Annotated in this window: 19 protein-coding genes and 1 tRNA gene; 10 read left to right on the top strand and 10 right to left on the bottom strand. The window is 41.7% G+C overall.

Features of this window, described 5'->3' with window-relative positions; all coding sequences use genetic code 11:
* Nucleotides 1-497 (bottom strand): helix-turn-helix domain-containing protein (locus H589_RS0109150; RefSeq protein ID WP_027721736.1); only part of this gene is annotated, 497 nt, incomplete at its 3' end.
* A 344-nt stretch (nucleotides 498-841) separates the two neighbouring features.
* Here H589_RS0109150 and H589_RS0109145 point away from each other — a divergent pair.
* The gene (locus H589_RS0109145; RefSeq protein ID WP_035075554.1) at nucleotides 842-1,126 is read left to right on the top strand and encodes a hypothetical protein; all 285 of its coding nucleotides are present in this window, start codon (nucleotides 842-844) and stop codon (nucleotides 1,124-1,126) included.
* A 390-nt stretch (nucleotides 1,127-1,516) separates the two neighbouring features.
* Here the strand turns inward: H589_RS0109145 and H589_RS0109135 are convergent, their stop codons facing one another.
* Nucleotides 1,517-1,693, bottom strand: a complete 177-nt coding sequence (locus H589_RS0109135) for an ATP-binding protein (protein ID WP_027721734.1) — start codon at nucleotides 1,691-1,693, stop codon at nucleotides 1,517-1,519.
* Between the two features lie 226 nt (nucleotides 1,694-1,919).
* Here H589_RS0109135 and H589_RS0109130 point away from each other — a divergent pair, with 226 nt between their 5' ends.
* Both H589_RS0109130 and H589_RS0109125 read left to right on the top strand, forming a co-directional pair.
* The gene (locus H589_RS0109130) at nucleotides 1,920-2,126 is read left to right on the top strand and encodes a hypothetical protein (protein ID WP_027721733.1); all 207 of its coding nucleotides are present in this window, start codon (nucleotides 1,920-1,922) and stop codon (nucleotides 2,124-2,126) included.
* Between the two features lie 188 nt (nucleotides 2,127-2,314).
* A complete protein-coding gene (locus H589_RS0109125; RefSeq protein WP_027721732.1) occupies nucleotides 2,315-3,427 on the top strand; it encodes an NAD(P)/FAD-dependent oxidoreductase in 1,113 nt (370 codons plus the stop codon).
* A 102-nt stretch (nucleotides 3,428-3,529) separates the two neighbouring features.
* On the opposite strand, the gene H589_RS19515 is transcribed toward H589_RS0109125, so the two are convergent.
* On the bottom strand, nucleotides 3,530-4,582 hold the full coding sequence (locus H589_RS19515) for a hypothetical protein (RefSeq protein WP_245577087.1): 1,053 nt from the start codon (nucleotides 4,580-4,582) through the stop codon (nucleotides 3,530-3,532).
* A gap of 952 nt (nucleotides 4,583-5,534) precedes the next feature.
* Between H589_RS19515 and H589_RS0109115 the strand changes: the two genes are divergently transcribed.
* From H589_RS0109115 to H589_RS0109105, 3 genes are read left to right on the top strand one after another with little or no spacing between them, the layout of a single operon-like run.
* Nucleotides 5,535-6,191, top strand: coding sequence for a hypothetical protein (locus tag H589_RS0109115; protein WP_169433113.1), 657 nt, complete (start codon nucleotides 5,535-5,537; stop codon nucleotides 6,189-6,191).
* Nucleotides 6,161-6,943 (top strand): RHS repeat-associated core domain-containing protein, encoded by a 783-nt coding sequence (locus tag H589_RS0109110; RefSeq protein ID WP_027721730.1) that lies wholly within the window; start codon nucleotides 6,161-6,163, stop codon nucleotides 6,941-6,943. Before H589_RS0109115 ends, H589_RS0109110 begins: the two co-directional genes overlap by 31 nt.
* Nucleotides 6,924-7,559, top strand: coding sequence for a hypothetical protein (locus H589_RS0109105; RefSeq protein ID WP_027721729.1), 636 nt, complete (start codon nucleotides 6,924-6,926; stop codon nucleotides 7,557-7,559). Before H589_RS0109110 ends, H589_RS0109105 begins: the two co-directional genes overlap by 20 nt.
* 440 nt (nucleotides 7,560-7,999) lie before the next feature.
* On the opposite strand, the gene H589_RS0109100 is transcribed toward H589_RS0109105, so the two are convergent.
* From H589_RS0109100 to H589_RS0109090, 3 genes are all read right to left on the bottom strand, one after another.
* Nucleotides 8,000-8,076, bottom strand: a tRNA-Pro gene (locus H589_RS0109100).
* Nucleotides 8,077-8,229: 153 nt separating this feature from the next.
* Nucleotides 8,230-9,246, bottom strand: a complete 1,017-nt coding sequence (gene amrS / locus H589_RS0109095; protein WP_027721728.1) for an AmmeMemoRadiSam system radical SAM enzyme — start codon at nucleotides 9,244-9,246, stop codon at nucleotides 8,230-8,232.
* An 11-nt stretch (nucleotides 9,247-9,257) separates the two neighbouring features.
* Nucleotides 9,258-9,521, bottom strand: a complete 264-nt coding sequence (locus tag H589_RS0109090; protein ID WP_027721727.1) for a hypothetical protein — start codon at nucleotides 9,519-9,521, stop codon at nucleotides 9,258-9,260.
* Between the two features lie 159 nt (nucleotides 9,522-9,680).
* Between H589_RS0109090 and purM the strand changes: the two genes are divergently transcribed.
* Nucleotides 9,681-10,727, top strand: coding sequence for a phosphoribosylformylglycinamidine cyclo-ligase (gene purM / locus H589_RS0109085; RefSeq protein WP_027721726.1), 1,047 nt, complete (start codon nucleotides 9,681-9,683; stop codon nucleotides 10,725-10,727).
* Nucleotides 10,728-10,792: 65 nt separating this feature from the next.
* Here the strand turns inward: purM and H589_RS0109080 are convergent, their stop codons facing one another.
* From H589_RS0109080 to H589_RS0109070, 3 genes are read right to left on the bottom strand one after another with little or no spacing between them, the layout of a single operon-like run.
* Nucleotides 10,793-12,247, bottom strand: coding sequence for a protein adenylyltransferase SelO (locus H589_RS0109080; protein WP_051249688.1), 1,455 nt, complete (start codon nucleotides 12,245-12,247; stop codon nucleotides 10,793-10,795).
* Between the two features lie 5 nt (nucleotides 12,248-12,252).
* Nucleotides 12,253-12,852 carry a DUF1318 domain-containing protein gene (locus H589_RS0109075; RefSeq protein ID WP_027721724.1) on the bottom strand — a complete coding sequence of 200 codons (600 nt, stop codon included), beginning with the start codon at nucleotides 12,850-12,852 and terminating at the stop codon, nucleotides 12,253-12,255.
* Nucleotides 12,853-12,877: 25 nt separating this feature from the next.
* The gene (locus tag H589_RS0109070; protein WP_245577085.1) at nucleotides 12,878-14,887 is read right to left on the bottom strand and encodes an AsmA family protein; all 2,010 of its coding nucleotides are present in this window, start codon (nucleotides 14,885-14,887) and stop codon (nucleotides 12,878-12,880) included.
* A 417-nt stretch (nucleotides 14,888-15,304) separates the two neighbouring features.
* Here H589_RS0109070 and H589_RS20405 point away from each other — a divergent pair, with 417 nt between their 5' ends.
* From H589_RS20405 to H589_RS21075, 3 genes are all read left to right on the top strand, one after another.
* A complete protein-coding gene (locus H589_RS20405; RefSeq protein ID WP_051249687.1) occupies nucleotides 15,305-17,560 on the top strand; it encodes an ATP-binding protein in 2,256 nt (751 codons plus the stop codon).
* 513 nt (nucleotides 17,561-18,073) lie between these two features.
* Nucleotides 18,074-18,643: a PDZ domain-containing protein gene (locus H589_RS21080; protein WP_245577083.1), complete on the top strand. Its 570-nt coding sequence runs from the start codon at nucleotides 18,074-18,076 to the stop codon at nucleotides 18,641-18,643.
* Entirely contained in the window at nucleotides 18,604-19,485 is an 882-nt protein-coding gene (locus tag H589_RS21075) for a S41 family peptidase (RefSeq protein ID WP_245577082.1), read from the top strand. The genes H589_RS21080 and H589_RS21075 overlap by 40 nt, the downstream gene beginning before the upstream one ends.
* A 410-nt stretch (nucleotides 19,486-19,895) precedes the next feature.
* On the opposite strand, the gene H589_RS0109050 is transcribed toward H589_RS21075, so the two are convergent.
* On the bottom strand, nucleotides 19,896-20,204 hold the full coding sequence (locus H589_RS0109050; RefSeq protein ID WP_027721721.1) for a hypothetical protein: 309 nt from the start codon (nucleotides 20,202-20,204) through the stop codon (nucleotides 19,896-19,898).
* Nucleotides 20,205-20,229 lie beyond the last annotated feature (25 nt).

Genomic DNA, 20,229 nt, shown 5'->3' with positions numbered 1-20,229 from the left:
AGATAGCCAGGATGGGCTGTTTCGATTTCCCCGCAAGCAATGTCGTCATCCTTTTTCCGTTCCAGAGCTTGAACCTGCGCTTCGGTAAGGACAATTCCTTGCTCTGCTGAAATCTTTTCCAAAGCCTTCAGGCGGAGCTTGAAATTATGAAGACCGTGCCGCAGCCAAATAGATCTAATGCCGGACGGCGAGACAAAAACACCTAATTTTCTTAGCTCGTTACTGGCTCTTGTTTGTCCATGAGCAGGAAAGTCATTTGCGTAAACAAAGACTGCGTCTTCGATAGCCTGATCAACTCTATTTTTTAGGTTTGGCTTACGACGTGATTTATCAAAAAGAGCTTCGACTCCGCCTTCTTCCTTGGCTGACTGATACCGATAAAAAGTGTCACGAGAAAAGCCCATCAACTTGCAAGCTCTCGAAACATTACCAAGCTCTTCAGCCAGATTTAACAGACCAATCTTGTGTTTTATGATGTTTTGATTGAAACTAGACATGTGGTTCTCCTTGGGCATGGTGCCCTGTTTTGATGGTTCGTTAGTATTCCCATCAAAAAGGAGAACCTCTTTTGTTTCAAGAGGAAATGTCAGATCAAGTCGGAACTAATACAGCTAATTGATTTACTGGCTGAATTTTTGGTTGTTTTATTTCGGGTCGTTTTTTTCATAATCTGCAACTCTGTCTATAAGTTCGTTACCTTTCGTGAGATCTAGGTTGGTCCCTCTTTTTTTTAAAATTGATATTTTTGTGTCCGATTTCTTCCTACCGGTAGGTTCTTCACTATATTGTACAAGTTTACTTTGATTGACACTGGTTTACCCACAAGCCTATCATTACGATTATGATTGACAAAACATCTGCCATAGAAGCCGTTATAAATAAGCTTAAGAAAATTCCAGTGGGACGCGGGCTGGATTTGCGGACCTATAAGCGTGACCGGTCCGTGATTATAATGCATACGAATGAAGATTTGTTTTCTGTAATTGAGGATGGGTTTGAGAAAGAGCAGTTTTCGACAGACCTTAAGGGAATGAAAAAGCTTCTTAAGAAGCTTTTGAAGCGTGAATTCCCACGCAGCAACAAGATACGTGTTTATGAAATTGATAGAAACGATTTTGGCATGTGAGTTTCAGATACGGGCTATGCTGGCTGATCTGTAATACCCATGACTTTGCATAAAAATATCGGGGCGATCTCACATGAGGTCGTCCCTTTTTTGGGTCTTACAATTGTCTTTGTTGGCTAAGGAGTGCTGTCGTTATGTCAGTACAGTTAATAATTAATCAAGGGTATTCTAAACGGAGGAGCTGGTAAGGATAATTTATTGATTCCTATCGTTGCTATGATTGCATTTGTTATGATCGGAGATAAGGAAAAGATATTGGAGCCAGATATGGACGGTTACTGTATAGTCTTTTCATAAAGTCGTGGTGAAGAATTAATTCTTACATTTTAGCACCTTTCTATGGTGACCGACTGTTTTAAGAACAGCCGGTCAAATTGGTTTTCAATCCACCTAATCATCACTTGCAATCGCATTGAAACCGCATTCGGCTTCACATGCACCGCAATCAGTACAGTTTTCATTTATTTCGTAGTAATTTGTTCCATCGGGGTGGAATATTGCCTCAGTAGGACAGGCACTTTGACATGCTCCGCAAAACTGGCACTCTTCAGGGTCGATTTTATGCATTTTTTCTCCTTGTAAATAACAATAATGATAAAATTGTTATTGAAATAGTGTTTATTTTGAAGTTTAATTTACACTTTCATACATTAGGGTGTCAATTTAAACATTCACAGTAAATTGTTCAGGAATTGTTTTTTTAACCGGCTTCGGGTGGTTAACGGAGCTGGTTGCAACTGAATATTTGAGTAATATGTACAGTTGAGTCATAATTCTGAAAGGTGGTAATTATATGAAGTTAAATTCTATTCAAGTTTCAATTCTAATAAAGTTAAGCAAAGATAATGGTCTTGATGTGGATGAATACATTAAGAAATTTTCCTTGGAATTTATCGAAATACAAAGGGATCAGCTTGGGGAGCTTACTCAGGCTGAGGGAGATGCGTGGATTAATAAAGCGTATGTTTTGTCTTTGAATGATGTTGATTTGGGTTGTTGATTTCCTGTGCCATATTAATTCCAGAGCAGTGTATACTGTTTCGGTCTGCAATATTATAGAACTTTTAAAAAACACTGAGCCGGTCTTGTTAGAGGAAGGTCCTTTCTTGTGGACTCTGGTGAAGGGGAGGCAGTGAGAGAGCAGGATATCCTACGATGTAATCATAACTAGTTCTGTCAGGAGTTACTATGGGCGAACTTATCCTTGCCGGCGCTGGGCATGCGCACATGCTGCTCATGGAAGCCATCCCGGACATCATTGCGGACGGACACCGCGTCACGGTCATCAACTCGGATGATCGTCACTATTATTCGGGTATGGGGCCCGGTCTGCTCGGAGGTGCTTACCGCCACGACGAGATCAGTTTTCCCGTGAAGTCCATGGTGGAAAGCCGAGGTGGTGCTTTCGTACTCGGTAGGGTTGCCCGTATAGATCCGCACAAACGTCTGGTCATTCTTGAATCCGGGCAAGAAGTTCCTTACGACGTGCTTTCCTGCAACCTTGGCAGCTACGTACCCAGCGGTCTTGCAGACGAGGGTTGCCCCGATGTCTATACCGTAAAACCCATACAAAACCTTTTGCAGGCTCGTATGAGGATTCAGGAAATTGCCTCGGAGCGTTCGGTGCGCATCGGTATATGCGGAGGCGGTCCCGCGGCGCTTGAAATGGCCGGCAACGTCTGGGCAGCAGCCAAAGAGCAGTCCCGTTTCGGTGCGAAAGTGCAGATCTTTACTGGCAGCGCATTTCTGCACAATCTGCCGGACAGAGTGCGCAGCCTTGCAATTAGAAGCCTGAAAAAACGTGGAATCGACATTGTTCAGGGCAGTTACGTGGGGCATGTGGCAACCGGCTGCGTTATATTGCAAGACGAGCAACAATATGAACAAGACATCATTTTTCTGGCATTGGGCGTAAAGCCCTCTAAAGTCTTCGCTGCATCGGATATGCCCACTGGGAAGGATGGCGGACTCATGGTCAACAGCTACCTGCAAAGCATTTCTCACCCGGAAATTTTCGGTGGAGGCGATTGTATCTGGTTCGAACCGACTCCTCTGGATAAAGTGGGCGTTTATGCTGTGCGTCAGAACCCCGTGCTCGTCCACAATGTGCGGGCGCAGCTTGGAGGACGCAGTCTAAAGGCGTTCGATCCGGGCGGTTCCTATCTTCTCATATTTAATATCGGGGGCGGGGAAGGCATATTGTACAAAAACGGATTGAGCTTCGGCGGGCCGCTCGCTTTCTGGATCAAGAACTATATCGACAGGAAATTCATTAAGCGGTTCAAGACGGACGGGAGCTGACTTTAAATTCTCAGAGACTGTCCGTCATCTATAGAGCAGTTCACTCTAGATCCATGTCACGCCCCTTGGCGTGACAGGTGTGGAACCGCCCGAAGTGGTTAATTAATTCAAAGAATTCATTTTGGATGATTGGTCGGGGCATTTCAGGTGATGCTGAAATTTTACGTGATATTTCTGATCATTTGTGTCTTGCGTGTTGGGGGCGTTGTACAACAACCTGTTCAGATAAGGGCTTTTGTAGCATGGATTGGAAAGGCTCTTATCTAATTCTGACTGAATCACAGCATAACCATCTAGCGTGAAATGGCACAAGGTGTGATTGATCTCAGCCCACTCAGCTACGGGCACCTTCTCATCGTATGGAAAATTAGCAAAATTTTTCCTTCCCATGTGTACATAGGCTAGAGAATTATGTGCCTTTTCAACCCTTTTATTAATTGATTTCAGGTAATCATCTGAGATGTCTTCCCGCAACACATTCATAAGATCGGTTGTTAGGCAACCTTTAACTATGTTCAATACTGTACTGCTGGCAAGCCAGGATGCAACATCGAGACTCTCGCCCCTTCCGCCTCCGCAGCTAAGCGTTTTTACTGGGTTGTGCCCTGTGGGAGTAATTTTCTCAACATATTTTGGAAAAGCTAACTGGGCATCACTTGGAATGCAATCCCGGAACTGATCGCTTAATCTCCTATGTCTTTCTTTTTTTACTATTCTCAGCAGTAGACCTTTTTCAACAAAATGAAATAGCAAAGTTGGGTTAACAATCATTCGTCCCAGATCTTCAGAGTAATGGCTACCAATATACCCTTGTACTTTTTTCTTGAACCAAAGCGGAATATTTTCAGTAATACCATACTCTTCTTTTATCAATCTAGTATTTAAAATGCATACGTCGATGTGCCTAGAGTTTACCATAATATCCCCAAAATCCCTGATTTGGCAATTATCAGCATACTTTCCAGCTAATAAAACGGTTAACTCCATTAATTTTGCATAGCTTAAGGCAATAAAAGGAAAATATTTAACATCGGAATTCTTTGATATGCCTTCTAGCTCGACTTGTCTTAAAGTAATAAATTCCTCATCTAAATTCTCTGTATCTATTTTTGAATCCAGGAACTCATTAAATCTTATTAAATCTCCAACTATCATGTCCACCTCTCACTCTTTATGCCAAGTGGGAAAGAATTTGCTTTGCTCTGTTTTCACCCGTGAGTCGTTCTGAAAAAAATAAGTGTATTTGCTGGTCGGAGTTGTTCTGTATCCTTTCCGAGCAGTAGAAATGCCAAGAGCGCACAAAGGTCACCCAGCACATACATCCACAAGGTAAGTTGAAGGGCGATTCTAAGTATAGTTAAGGTAATATGTGCTCAGATTGACACAATATGTTTGCCAAGCAAAATCGCAGGATAAAAGTAATAAATCGAAGGTTATAAGAAAGTTTCTTATTCAAGATACTACAATTACGATCTGAAATTGATGTTGTGCGTGATGGAGGTGTTCGGGAGTGGAGAACAATTTGGGAGCAAGTAAGAGGGATTAATGCAAAGTAAAAATATAGTTATGCTTCAGTTGCTGTTACAGCTGGGGCTGAATAGTAATAATGGATAGAGAAGTACAAGACATGCACCTCCGGTAATTCCCCCAACCCCCAAAACCACAACACCCACTCCAATCCAACCAGCCCAAAACCACAAAAGGTTTCCCATCTAATTTCCCAACAAAAAAAGGACTTACATCATAGTAATGTAAGTCCTTAAATTTACTGGTCGGGGCAGGATGATTCGAACACCCGGCATCTTGCTCCCAAAGCCGTTGAAGGATGTTGTAGACATTGAAATCATTCGATAAATTTTCGCATTGGAGACATTTTTTCGATATTTTTAGGGATTTTTTGGGGGGGGAACGGTTCCCCGTGGTTTTGCTTAGTTTTCTTCGAAAGCATCTTTTAAATAGATATGTTTATCAGCAAGACGGACCTGAACTACCTATTTCAGGTCCGTCATATTTTTTATTGTTGTTCTGCTTGTGCCGCATGCTTGGCTGAAAATGTCGTGTTTTCAGTCCGATGCGGTAAGTCTTTAACTTAGAAGGAGCAATGGACTTGGCTGATGAATTTGATGTGAGGAAGAAGGATTGGAAGGACTTAACTTCAGGGCAGCGCATGTACGGCGAAACCGAACCCCCTGAGATGCAAATTGAAACTCAATGGGAAATTGTGGAGCGCAGCACAGGCGAGAAGTTGGCTGTACCGGTTATGGATAGGTCTGGGTTTTCCAAAGGTGACATTTTATACCCGACCATGCGCAAACCGGAAGTGCAGGTCAGATGGGATGAAAAAGAGCATGAGTACGAAGCTGCAAAGGAACAGTATGAGCGGATCAAACGCATGTGTCATGCTCGGTTCATCCGTGAAAATTCAGGTCACGCATTGGCGCAGGGCTTGTCGGAAACAGAATATGGGAGGGGCGTTTTAGCTGAATTTGATAAAGCCTGTGAGCTTTCTGCCCTGCAGCATCAGCAAAAGCAGCCCTCGCATCCATACGCCCAAACAGGAACCGGAGATGGCATCCATGACGAACTTGTCAAAGATGGTATTGAAGTTGATCCTGATAAAAAAGTTCGCACCATCATTTTTACCGTTCCCGGTGTTGATAATCCATACGCAATGCTGGCGACTGCGAAGGGAAGACGTATTATTTGGCGAGTGATCAAGTTGGATCAGTTTTTATGGTTGCTGATGATCACGGAAACGAGGTAAAGCGAATTATCTATGATTCGTATGAACATCTGCTAATGGATACAAACAAGCAATTATATCTTCCGCTTGGTTTTGCATCCGGGCTTACTGATACAGATACCGGGTTGGTTCATTTCGGTTTCCGGGAATATGATCCTGAAGTAGGTCGTTTCACTGCCCAAGATCCGCTTGGGTATGGCGGTGGTGATGTGGATGTTTACGGGTATTGTCTGGATGATCCGATTAATTTTAATGATGAAATGGGATTGGAGGCTGGCGGGATCGGACCGATTAAGATTAGACGGGAGAATTTGGGTACATTCTATCGCTGGCAAGCGGGTAAAAAGGCATGTGCTAATTGTGCAAAATTGGACGGGGAATTCTTTGAATCTCCAGCTGTCGAACGACCTCATCCGAACTGTAGGTGCCAGTTAGTCGAATGTACTGTTTGGGAATGGAGAAATGTTTGGGAGCAAGTGAAGGAGTTTGGAGCTGAATATGAATATATTCATGCTTTCGTTGCAGTGTCAGGTGGGACAGCATATTGGCGAAAATATTATACAGCAGAAGAACAAAGGTCCAAAAGGATAGTTAGAGAATGTGAGGATTCAAAGACGGAATTATTAAATGAAATAGAAACTCGAAAAGTTAACAAGATTGATATTGTTGAAACAGATGTCACTGTGATTCACCAAGGTAGAGATCCTCATGGTGATCGAGTATTTACTTTTCACCCTAAGACAGGAAACAGAGTTGATCTCAATAATAATTAATACAACACTGGCTATCATTATTTTAGTTTCTCAAACTGTCTGGGCCTCATCTGACGTGTCCCAGTTTTTAGGGCCATTACCAGGAGAGACTATAAATATTAAATCTAATTCTTTTGGCATCACCAAAAGACGAATATGTACAAAAATAAATGATGACGGAAGTTATGCAATTGAAGAATGGACGAAGTTACCTAAAGTAAAAAAAATTTCACCAGAAGACAGAGCAAGGACGAAGCTGCCCCAAGGAGTTAGCTATGCGGATGATCTTCCAGACGAAACAATGTATTGCTACAACCTTGCTGTTGAAAATGGGCAATTAATTTTTAACAAGGGTAAAAAAAACGAAAATATTATTCTCGACTTAAACAATAAAGAATGGAGTCAATATATCTGGTCTTCTGCTGGAAAGATAAAAGCAGATTATATTATTGTTAAAGAAGAGGAAAAAGTAGTGCTAGGTAAGCTACGGCAACTTGTGCATGTTAAATATTCTTTTGATCTTGCAGGGATGCATTGTGAGGAGTTGTACGCAGTGGCTTCGGGGTTGGGTATAATTTATACGGAGAGCTTAGCTCCAGGTTCAAACAAAATTACGTCTACTTTGGTTGAAGAATAAATTTAAAGCCAGTCTCCCCGGAGGCTGGCTTTAAATTTATGGAGGTGCGTCTTGCTCCTAAAGCCGTATGCGAATCTTTAAGGCGTTGAGAATATTAAATATTTTTGTTTTTTCTGGGCGTTTTTTCCGAAATTTTTAGGGGCTTTGGGGGAAACGGTTCTCCTTTTATTTTCAATTAGAGTTGTTGTTCCACGCCCATGCTTTGATGCAAAATTCTGCTGATGATGAATGTGTTCTAGCTGATGTGATAAAAAATTAGGTGTTTCCACACTGGATATTTCAGGTACCCATTTCGGATATTAAAGTGTTGCCAGGACAAAAAGATTCGGCTTCCGTGGATAATGTCTGGTAACGGTGAAAAATTTGAAAAGGTGTCGTTTTGAAGTGTGTGCCAACAAAAAAAGGACTTACATCATATTAATGTAAGTCCTTAAATTTACTGGTCGGGGCAGGATGATTCGAACACCCGGCATCTTGCTCCCAAAGCAAGCGCGCTACCAGACTGCGCCATGCCCCGCTTAGTGATGCGCCGTTTCGTTGTGCGCAGAAAAGGGTTTATTGAAATCGGGTGTGCTTGGCAAGCTTTTTCTTTAATTATTTTAAAAATATTTACATCTTTTTGCTGTGTAAGTATGCTTTGTTTGTATAACACGCTGTTATGATTGGATATTTATTTAAACACACCATTTAGCTCACATCCGCAAAATTTGCACATTCCCTGCTCCAGTCCGACATTCTCCATATCAAAGCCAAATCTTTTAATGAGCTCTTTATTGCAGGATGGGCAGAAACTTGTAGAATGTTCATCTCCGGGAACGTTGCCGACGTAAACATATTCCAGTCCTGCATCACTTCCTATGTTCCGTGCTCTGGTTAATGTTTTCATGGGGGTAATGCCGCAATCCAGCATTTTAAAGTCCGGATGAAATCTTGAAATATGCCATGGCACTCTTTCGCCCAGTTCTCCAGCAATGAATGCAGCAAGTTTTTTTAGTTCATCAGCAGAATCATTTTTACCGGGAATGAGCAGGGTTGTTACCTCCACCCACCAGCCGTTTTTTTTCATATGCTTCAGGTTTTCCAGAACCGGACTGAGTTTACCATTGCATATTTCAGTATAGAAATCGTTATTGAAACCTTTCAGATCGATGTTTGCAGCGTCAATCAGTCCTGTTAATTCATCAATGCATTCAGGACTTTGAAAACCGTTGGATACCATTATATTTTTAAGTCCCTTGCTATGAGCAATCCGTGCAGTATCCTGCATTAGCTCGAAGAAAACGGTCGGTTCAGAATAGGTGAAGGATATGGACTCGCAATTATGGGCTATGGCTGCATCAACTAATGTTTCAGGCGTGACTTTTTGGCCTGTTATGTCGCGGCCTGTTTTGGGATGCTGGGATAAAGATGCGTTCTGGCAGAATTCACAGCCGAAATTACATCCCTGTGTTCCTAATGAAAATGTTTTTGTACCGGGCAGAAAGTGGTAGAGTGGTTTTTTTTCTACAGGGTCGATATTCAGGGCGGCAACGCGATCATAAGTCTTGGTCATGAGTTGACCGTCAACATTCTGCCGTACACCGCAAATGCCGTGCTCACCAGATTCAATAATGCAAAAATGGCTGCAGAGTCGGCATTGCAGCTTGTTTTCTTTAAGGCTTTTCCAGAGTCTTGCCGGGTGAAGCATGTCTGATTCCTTTATGGTTTTATTTCCGGGACAACAAAAATAGGTCCAACATTCTGATTTTGGTTCTGCTCTTTTTCTCTGGGCTTAACGCTCATTGTGTTGGAATTACTATCTGATTTAATAGTAATATCTCTTTTACCGTTGCTTGTGCCGAAGACATTATTTTTTCTGTCCCTGGCAGTATCCTTGTTTATGAATTTCGTACCGGCAAAAGAAGATCCTGATATTATCAGGGACAAAATAATAAGCAATACTGATAAAGTTTTCTTGTACATGGTTTTTCTCCGTGTCATACTATAAACTGTTATTTCGTATGGTGCAAACTATGGACCTTTTTTATTCTGAATCTGGAAAAAGAGGTAAGGTTGATCCTTGAACTCTTGACGGATTCAGCATATACAGTCTCTTCTTATAGACTGTTAGGAGATAATAATATGGCAAGTCGTTCTGATGCATACAAAGCAGCCGGTGTCGATATCGATGCGGCTAATGATTTTATAGGCCGCATTAAAGGGATGGTGGGCTCCACCTTCACGAAAGGTGTGGTCACTGATATAGGTGGTTTTGGCGGGCTGTTCAAGCTTGATCTGAACCAGATGGAAGAACCGGTTCTCGTAGCAGGAACTGACGGAGTAGGAACTAAGCTTAAACTCGCTTTTGCTTTAGATAAGCACGATACCATCGGTATCGACCTTGTCGCTATGAGCGTAAACGATATTCTCGTTCAGGGTGCTAAGCCTCTTTTCTTCCTTGATTACTTTGCAACCGGCAAACTGGAATCCGGTGTTGCTGAAGAAGTGCTCGCAGGTATTGTGGAAGGATGTAAAATTTCCAGCTGTGCACTGCTTGGCGGTGAAACAGCCGAAATGCCTGGTTTTTATGCTGACGGAGAGTATGACCTTTCCGGTTTTTGCGTAGGTATGGTTGATAACGCTAAGATTGTTGATGGTTCATCCATCACCATCGGTGATACAATCATCGGTCTTGAATCTTCCGGTATCCATTCTAATGGTTATTCTCTGGTTCGTAAGCTTTTTGATGAATCAGGGCTTAAAGCAGATGATCTGCTTCCCGGTACTGATGAAAAAATCGGTGAAGCTCTGCTGACCCCGACCAGACTTTATGTTGATGCTGTTCATAATCTTTCTCGTGATATTGAAATCAAGGGAATGGTTCATGTTACCGGCGGTGGTTTTTACGATAATCTGCCCCGTATCCTGCCTAAACAGGTGACAGCAGAAATTAATTTCGGATCATGGGAAGTTCTGCCTGTATTTAACTGGCTTAAAGAGCAGGGTAACCTGAGCTGGCCTGAAATGCTCCAGATTTTCAACTCCGGCATCGGCTACATTCTCGTAGTTGCGAAAGACCGTGAAGAAGATGTTCTGAACAGACTTTCCGGTATGAAAATCAACTCATGGAAGATTGGCGAAATCACCGCACGTGACGGTGATGAAGAACAGGTTCAAGTCAACTTCTAGTTTTTGTTTTTTTGAGAATTTAAAGCCCTCTGAGCATTTAGCTTAGAGGGCTTTTTCTTTGTCAATCAAGTTCCGCAAAATGTTTGGTATACACGTTCTGAAGGCTTTGGGCTATCAGCATATCGAGATTTGTCAGATTGATCATCGTAGGGGGTGCTGAGTACTTCAATTAGTTGGTTGGCGTATGAGTAATCTCTATCTTGGGTGGCATATTTTATAGCTTCTTCAACCAGATGATTGCGGGCAATGAAAGCCGGATTAGCTTTATGCATAGTTTCATATGCGTCTGCTTCTGAAATTCCGTGCTCTTCGAGCATCATCTTCCAGTCAATGAGCCATTTTTCAGCTGAATCAGGTTCAGAGAATTGTTTGATAAATATTTCTTCATTATTTATGGCACGGGAGAGAGAGCGGAACGTGTTTGTAAAGTCTGCCTTAGCTTTATCCATCATTTCAAGAATGCGATTAAGGATCTCGAACGTTTTTTCGTCAGCGCCCTGTATCCCTATTTTTCGGCTCATTTCAGAAAAATAGTACTTTTTAAACATGTTCTGAAATTTATCAATAATGGTTTCGCCGATTTCTCTGGCCTTACTTTCATTGTCATGAAAGAGAGGGAGCATGCATCCAGCCAGCGCAGCCATATTCCACTGGGATATTTTCGGCTGTCTGCCGTAGGCGTAGCGTCCATGGTGATCAATGGAACTGAAGACCGTTGCCGGATCATAACTGTCCATGAAAGCACATGGCCCGAAGTCTATTGTTTCGCCGCAGATGGAAGTATTGTCGGTATTCATTACACCATGAATAAATCCAACCCGCATCCATTTAGCGATAAGATTTGCCTGCATTTCGCATACTTTTTCAAGCAATGCGGTATATGGATTTGATGCTTCTTTCAATTGAGGGTAGTGGCGGTTTATAACATAGTCAGCAAGAATCTTTACTGATTCATTGTCACGTCGCGAAGCAAAAAACTCAAAAGTTCCGACTCTGATGTGACTTGATGCAACTCTGGTAAACACGGCTCCGGGAAGTTCTTTTTCCCGGAAAACCGTTTCACCGCTGCGGACCATAGCCAGCCCCCTAGAGCTTGGGATTCCAAGGTTGGTTATGGCTTCACTGATAATGTATTCACGAATAACGGGGCCGAGAGGAGAGCGTCCGTCTCCTCCGCGTGAAAATCTGGTCCTGCCGGAACCTTTCAGCTGGATGTCATAGCGTTTTCCAGCTTTATTTATAATTTCACCCAGAAGAACTGCCCGTCCGTCACCAAGCTGTGGAACAAAGTGACCAAATTGATGCCCTGCATACGCCTGAGCAATTGGCTCGCTTCCTTCAAGAAGTTTGTTTCCTGAGAATATTGCTGCAAGTTCTTCCTGTTTTTCAGGAAGTTTTAAGCCCAGTTCATCTGCAAGCTCATGATTCAGCTTGATCAGTTCGGGGCTTTTCACTTTCTCCGGAATAATTTTCTGGAAGAATTTTTCCGGCAATCTGGCATAGCTATTGTCAAATGGCATACAGATTACTTTTTACTCCACTTGCCGCTGGCGTCTTGAATAAACCATCCTGATGGAGCACGTTTTTGCCATACATCAGCGAAGATTGTTTTAATCTTACCTATATCTGATCCGGGAATGTTCATCGAGGCAGCAACTTCAGAATAGAGTTGTTCACGGGTTTCATTATCCTGCGATATCAGGCGGCGCAGTTTAGCGATATCCTTGATATTCAGGCCTTCCTTGCTGATTATTTCGAGGAATCCTTCATTGTTGATGCCGATATTCCCTGAATTGTAATAGGGAAGAAGTGATTGGTGATCATTTGAAATAGATTTTTTAAGCCCTCGGATAGCTGAGTTTGATTTATTCAGGCTTTCAATATCAGACTGAGTAACAGGCTGGGCATGGGCTGTATTTGGCGAAATGAAAGCCATGAAAATCTGTAGAGAAGACTGGTCATCATTTTTAATATTTTTTTGCGAATTGTTTCCATAAACATCTTCGACAATATCTTCAGCGGCTTTTTCAACTTGGGCTGCAGGGAAGTAGATATTAACAGTAACACAGGCTGCAAATGATAGAAGCGCGAACAGGGTTAAAAATTGTGCGGTTTTTTTAAACATTTTAAACTCCTACTGGTTTATTTTATTAATTATTTATAACTCTTTTCAATCTTTTAAGCATGTCAGAAAAGCTGATTAGATTTTTGGGATTGCTATTTACTACATTGATACCGAATAGAGGTGGTTTTTTAATAATGTACTCGATTCCATCCTCTCTGATCAACCCTCGTATTTTGAAGAGATCATCGTCAAGTGTACACTCCAACCCAAGTCCCGCATAGCTGAATTCTTTAAAAAAACTGGAAAACATTCCAACTCCTGCTCCAGTTAGTCCTGACCCTGTTCCGATAACAGATAATGTATTTACGGCCTTGAGACTGATATTACGGCTGCTGTCAGATTCCGGTGTGGTGATGGCGTATAGTCTGAAAGAAGCCGGTTGGTCATACGCAATCACCAGATCGTTCAGGTCAAGATCCATGCGTCCAGTTATCCTGCCAATATCGAGGGCTTTGCTGAGTGGAGCCAAATCTAAATTTTTGACGTGAAAATCAGCACCGTATTGGCGGGACGGTTCAAAAAGATTTTCAGCATAAATTTCAGAAATAGTCATGTTTCCACTGTAAACTACTCCTGATAATTCTCCGTTAGTCGATAAGTGATCTTTAAGTAACCAGAACTCCATATCTCCATCAATTTCACCATCTACAGGTAGTGACTCCGGTGAGAAGGCAAGCATATTAATATTTTTAGCATCGACAATTCCATGCAAGATGAATTTGTCAGAAAAGGGATTTTTTATATTCAGGTCGGATAATTTTAGAGTTCCACCCTCAATGTCCATTTGGGGTAGATTTCCGAATTCTACTTCATTTGAGGAAATAGTGAGCGGGAATTTAAAGTTTTTAATAATGATAGGCTTAGCGTCAATTTTTGCAATTTCAATGAATCCTGCGTCAGGTGTAGTCAGGCTGTCATCGAGCTGTGGCTTAAAATTTTCTCCAAGTATGATGGTAAAAGGTAATTGTGATTTTATACCTGAAATCTCTATTGCATTTGAAGTGAATGTGCCATGTATAATTTCAGTATTTCCAGTTATGTCAGTTCTTTTATATCCACCATTTATATCTGCATTAATAGTCAGTTGCCCGTCTGCTGAAATATCACCTAGCGATAATGGGTCTACAGCAAATAGTTTAAAAGGATCTTTAAGCTGATCGATTCTTAGGTGCAGTTCAGCTGAATATTTCAAGTTTTTATATAAATCAGTAAGTTTACCTTTTAGAGAAAATTTGCCTAAACCATGCCAATTTATATTTCCGTAAGCAGAAATATTGCCTTTCCTGTTAGGCAAAGTAGAGTCTAGCTTTGCTTTAAACGGATGATTATTCAAATCAATGTAAAAAGTATTTAAAAGAGCTTCTCCTCCACTGAGTTCAATGCTGGCCGAAAATTTAGAACTATCAAGTGTTTTTCTTATTAAAAAAGAACCTGAAGAACCATCAACAAGGAAATTACCGTCCGGTGAAGCTGTAGATAGTTTTTTAAAATCAAGTCGCAGGTATGCCTCAGGTGTGGTTCTGAGATGGTTAATTTTAATTGTAAGTCCCAGTTCTGCAGTTTTATCCCACTCTGAGAATTGGGTATAAAACCTATTTGCTAATTCTTTTAGTAAAGGCAGCGGGTCAACGATTTCGACTGTCAAACTTCCTTCATGGTATGGTGAGTATTCAAGGTTGGCTCTTACGGTAGGCAGCGTACCAATTTTTATATTAAGGCCATGGAAGACACTTTTTTCGGAAACAGTATCAACGGTTCCATTACCTTTAATTATTATATCGGGGTTATTTATATTTAATTCTGGGAGCTGGAACTTAAGGTTGTGAATATGAAGAAGCGTATTGTTTAGTTCAATGTTTCTCATTCCAGTCTTAAAATTAGTTCTCAGTTTAATCGGTCCAGATTCAAATGAGTCCGCGCTGCTGGTAAACTGACCGTTAAATTTAAATTCTGTGTTTTGAATATGCTGAATGCGGCCCTTAAGTAGTCCTGCTATTCCTGTCTGTGGAAATGAAATAGCAAGCTTCCAATTCAACCCAAAGAGTTCCTGACTTGCCGCAGCAAAACACCATGACTGCAGCAAAAAAAATATGATCAGGTAAAAAAATATAAATGCAGGACGTATTCGCATAAGGATCTTATACACTTCATTTTATCGGATTGGGAAGGTCTTAAGACGGTTTTGATAGGAATTGATGGACGACCATATAGAAAGGGGCGGAGCCTAAGCAATTCGAACCTGGTCCTCCGGCGTGGCAGAAGGGATGTTGCAATGATCGGGTATAATCTGGAAGATATTAAGCTGAGTGATGTTCGTTTAATATTTTTTGGATGTACATAAACGATAATCTATGAAATATTTTGATAAGGTGTATTTTTATATGTAATAAATTTAAAGTAATATTTTATAGTTATCTGTCGTGTGCGACCCAGACTGTTTAGGTGTAATATAATGCATATTTTTCATTCTATTAGATTTAATTTAGTTCTTTTGGCTGTGCTGGGAATACTCCCGATGCTGGTAATATTTATTCTTATTGGTATTGAGCGTCGGGCAAATGAAATTGAGCACGCTGAACATACAGCATTCCGGCTGGCAGAATCTTATGCTTTTACAGAAAATCAAGAACTTAAACGGATTAAGACAGTCTTAGCTAACTTGTCCCAATCACCTGTTGTCCAATCTTTAGATGAGGCTGCTTGCAACGAACTTTTCAGAAAATATCTTCAGGCAAATCCAACCTATGCAAATTTTGCAATGATGGATACCAAGGGCTTTGCAATGTCCTCAGCACTGCCTTTTAAAAAACCTAAAGACTTATCTAATCGCAAAGAAGTCAAAGGCGCTTTGGCTACAGGGTTATTTTCGATAGGGGAAGTTTCCATTGGGCGGGTTAGTAAGCTTCAGATACTTCCTGTCGCATACCCTGTCCGTAATGACCGAGGGGAGTTGATCAGTGTCTTGATAGCCGCTTTAAAGCTGCAGGGACTAGAAACTCTGTTTCAACACACGAACTTGCCATCAGGATCATTTGTAGGCTTGATTGACCATAGGGGAAATCGCTTGTTCCGATATCCACTCGATGGTCGGAAGATTGGAACACCAATCCCGGCGACCATCTTTAAGCGTATTACAGAGATTAAGAAGTCCGGAATGTTTAGTGCTATGAGTGGGGGCGGTGTGGATATGGTCTTCGCAGTGCGACGCCTTGCAGGCAGTAATGATCAGGATCCCTACCTTGATATTATCGTGGGAATGCCGCGCGAAGTTCTTATAGAGGAAGTTGATGATGATACTTTTTCATATATAGTGTTGAGTGGTGTTGCTTTTGTTTTTTCCATTTGTTTAGCTCTTTTAATCGGCCATAGCTTGATTCATACTAAAATGCTGGACCTTGTTGCGGTAACGGAGCGTTTGAAATTGGGAGACTTAAAAGCTCGGTCGGAACTTTCGTATTCAACAGGAGAGTTTGGACAACTTTCACATTCCATTAATAGTATGGCAGATGCGCTGGAGAAGGAAGTAGAGACTAATGCAAAGGCAGAACAGGAAGTGCAGGACCTTCGCAACTATCTTTCAAATATTATTGATTCCATGCCTTCGGTCATTATTGGTGTTACTTCGGATGGAGTTGTTACTCAGTGGAATCTCAAGGCCGAAAATGATTTAGGTCTTTCCAAGGATGATGTTCTTGGAAAAAGAATTGAAGAGGTCTCCCCGTGTCTGGCTGCTGAAATGGAAAAGGTTCGTGTCGCCATACATTCACGAACCGTGCAGGCTGAGAATAAGCATGTGCGTATAGAAAATGGTGAAACAATTTATGAAGACATAACAGTCTATCCCTTGATAGCCAATGGGGTTCAGGGCGCTGTTATTCGCATTGATGATGTGACTGATCGCGCGAATCTTGAACATATGCTTGTGCAGTCCGAGAAAATGATGTCTGTAGGCGGTCTTGCTGCCGGGATGGCTCATGAAATAAACAATCCTTTGTCGGGCATTTTGGGAAATGTTTACAATCTCAATAAGCGATTACTTACAGCAATGGACTCTAACAGGCAGGCAGCTAATGAATGTGGAATTGAACTTGAGCAGGTGCAGAAATATCTTGAGAAAAGGAAGATTCCCAAGATGATTGAGGCCATCAGGGATAGTGGCTCCCGGGCAGCGTCCATTGTCAACAATATGCTCAGCTTCAGCCGCAAGAGTAATAAGAAGATGGAACCGTTTCACTTACCATTTCTAATGGATAAAACTCTAGAGTTGGTTGCCAACGATTATGATCTTAAAAAATGGTATGACTTTAAGCAGATAGAAATAGTTCGTGAATATGAGGAAGACATGCCTAATGTGCTTTGCGAAGGTAATGAGATGCAGCAAGTTTTTCTTAATCTGTTTAAGAATGGAGCTGAAGCAATGGTTGAGAAAGACTACGGAATGGAGAGTCCTCGCTTTTATTGTCGGATATACCGACAGGCCAACATGGCAGTGATGGAAATTGAAGACAACGGCCCTGGCATTGATGAATCTACCGTGGCCAGAGTTTTTGAACCTTTTTACACGACTAAGGCAGTCGGCAAAGGGACAGGGCTTGGACTGTCGGTTTCATATTTCATAATTACCGATCAACACAAAGGCATCATGTCGGTGGAGTCTTCAGTCGGTAAGGGAACAAAATTTACAATTAAAATTCCTCTACAAGTCTAACTAATAGGTGTGTTGACTTTTTGTATCCACCAACCATCCCCACTCTTGTATCCAACTCAAAAACAGAAAAAGCCATCAATCTTTCGATTGATGGCTTTTTCGAGAAAAGTGGCGGAGCCCAAGCAATCTGACCCCTCGGCCTCTGGCGTGGCAGACAAGTGAACTTGCCGCTGAATATTACAGGTTAAGATGTTATCTTAACAAGGTAAGATGATAAGTGTGCAGAATCTCTTGATGCTCAAAGCCAGTCATAGCCTTTTTTGTGCATGCAATTTATGATAACGGAATGTCGTCACAGGATACTCTGCTTGCCCCCCCAGCTAGATTCACCGAATTACAGTAGTTCTTCTTATAAATTACATATACTACATAATCATCAATCAAAAAGGGTAATATTTAACGTTTTAAGACGTCACCATAAAAATTGGATCATTAATGCTAGCTACTTCTATGAATTTTTGTTCTTTAAGAAAATATTTTGTAATTTTATTTGTGTGTTTGTCGGTCTTCCTGTTGAACGGCAATACTGGTTGTGGGGTTGATCCGACGACGCGTATTTTTAAAAAAACCGAGGTTGAAGATTTCAGCCAAATGGGCTGGCTGGAAGCCTATGATGCATTTCATGCGCTGATGCAAAAGCAGTATGCCTTTGGTGATTGGAAAGGGATAGATTGGAGTGCACTTGATAATAGTATACGGCCTAAAGTTGTTATTGCTGAAGCCGCTGCGGCTGGAGACGACTATATAAAAGCACTTCTTGAGTATACGAGATCTATACCGGATGGGCATATATCTTGGAACAATCCAATATTCGGTATTATTGAACCAAATATTAAAGGAAGTTACGGTCTTGGAATGATCGGTCTTGATGACGGCAAGGTCATTGCTAATGTTATAACCGGAGGCGGCCCGGCCGCAAACGCGTTAATAGATGTCGGGTCTGAAATTCTGGAATGGAATGACGTGGCAATTGCAACGGCAGCAGCACAGGTTTCAACTCTGTGGCGTCCTAATCCGGGCTCTATAGCAATAATGAACTTAAGTTGCTTGAACAGTACAGAGCCCTCGCGCTTGATCCTGTAGCTACTAAGAGTAAGGTAAAATATTTAAAGTCCAACGGATCGGGACCATTCATAGCGACTTTAACTGCGGTAGACGACAATAGGCAGATTCAGACTGATACTAGGCTATGGAATAAAGTTGACGACGCGAATCCTATTAAGCGCGAAATTCTTGTCAGTGGATATGGTTACATTATGCTTGGAACGTTGGAGAGTGATGATATTTCTCAGGATCAACTTTTTAATAAATTTAAAGAGGCCATGGAATTTTTGACAAGCAATAATGTTCCGGGAATTATCATTGATCTTCGGGGAAATGGCGGAGGTTCTGATGAGTTGGCTGCTAAAATTGCAGGTTTTTTTTATTCCGAAACAACATTTTATGAATATCAGAATCTATATAATGCTCAAACGGAACGACTTGAAATAGTTCTTCCCAGCGAGGATGACTCGTATATTATTGGTTGGGACCTTCCCTTGAATATTACCCCGCAATCTCTTAAGTACACCGGCCCTGTTGTTGCCCTTGTTAACCCTGACAGCGTCAGCTCTGCTGAAGGAGTCGCAATGGTTATCAAAAATTTGGCTAATGGCCATGTTGTTGGTTTTTATGGAACTAATGGATCATTCGGCATGACAGGAGGAGGGGCAAAGCTTCCTCTTGGGTATGAAATAAGTTTTCCCACAGGACAATCCCTTAATATAAATAATAAAATTCAGTTGGACAGCCAGAACGGTATCGGTGGAATCGTGCCAGATGTTCGAGTTCCGCGAACTTCTGCAAATATGATAACGTATGCTAAGAAAGACGAAAATGACGATGTTGAATTAGATGCTGCTGTTGCATACCTGCAGTCTTTGTAATTCTAAGGACTCGAACCCTCGGCCTCCGGCGTAACAGGAGTGCTACCGCCCGGCGAGGCTAATTAATTCAATCTGTTAGTCCCTGATGATTGCTTGAGGCATGTCTGGTTATGCTGAATCTTTACATGATGTTTCTGATCATTTGTGTCCGGTTTGTGTCCTGAAGTGGGGGAGTGGTTATTGTTCGATTCTGTTTACTGACCATCCGTATGCTGCCGGGAGGGTGTTAATGTCACAAGCCATTCTCTTGTCGCAACATACTGGCTTAAGGACTGATTTCATTTTTTGGTGCAGGTTTGCAATGAGCTTTTGTCCGTTTCCTTGTGAGTCATTATAATGCTGACCAAGGTCAACAAATGAGACGAAACGTTTTCTCACTTCTGGATCAAGCAGAGCACGATAGAAATGTTTTAGCTCGGCATCACCACACATTTTTGCGCAGGTAAGTCCCGCCATAGTGTCATGAATTTTTCAGATAAGACTCGTGGCAGGGCGCTCACAAGTTCTTTCATCTTTTCAGGCGTTGCCGTGTTGTAGTCTTTGACTTCGATAACATACAGGATGTTTCCGGGCTTGTTCAGAAGTAGCAGGTCAACGCAGCGAATAGAGTTTATCTTTTTTTGAATACTTTTTCTGAGCTTGCAGTCTTCGTATATGGAATATTCCCAATCATCTGGAAAGCTGAATTCGAGGGTTTTGTCTACAACCACCTTATTCATCGCCATACTCCAGAGAAAGATAGCG

Source organism: Maridesulfovibrio zosterae DSM 11974 (genome assembly GCF_000425265.1).
Taxonomy (GTDB): Bacteria; Desulfobacterota; Desulfovibrionia; order Desulfovibrionales; family Desulfovibrionaceae; genus Maridesulfovibrio; species Maridesulfovibrio zosterae.
The sequence above is the reverse complement of the archived record's forward strand: the minus strand, read 5'-3'. Positions and strand labels throughout refer to the sequence as shown.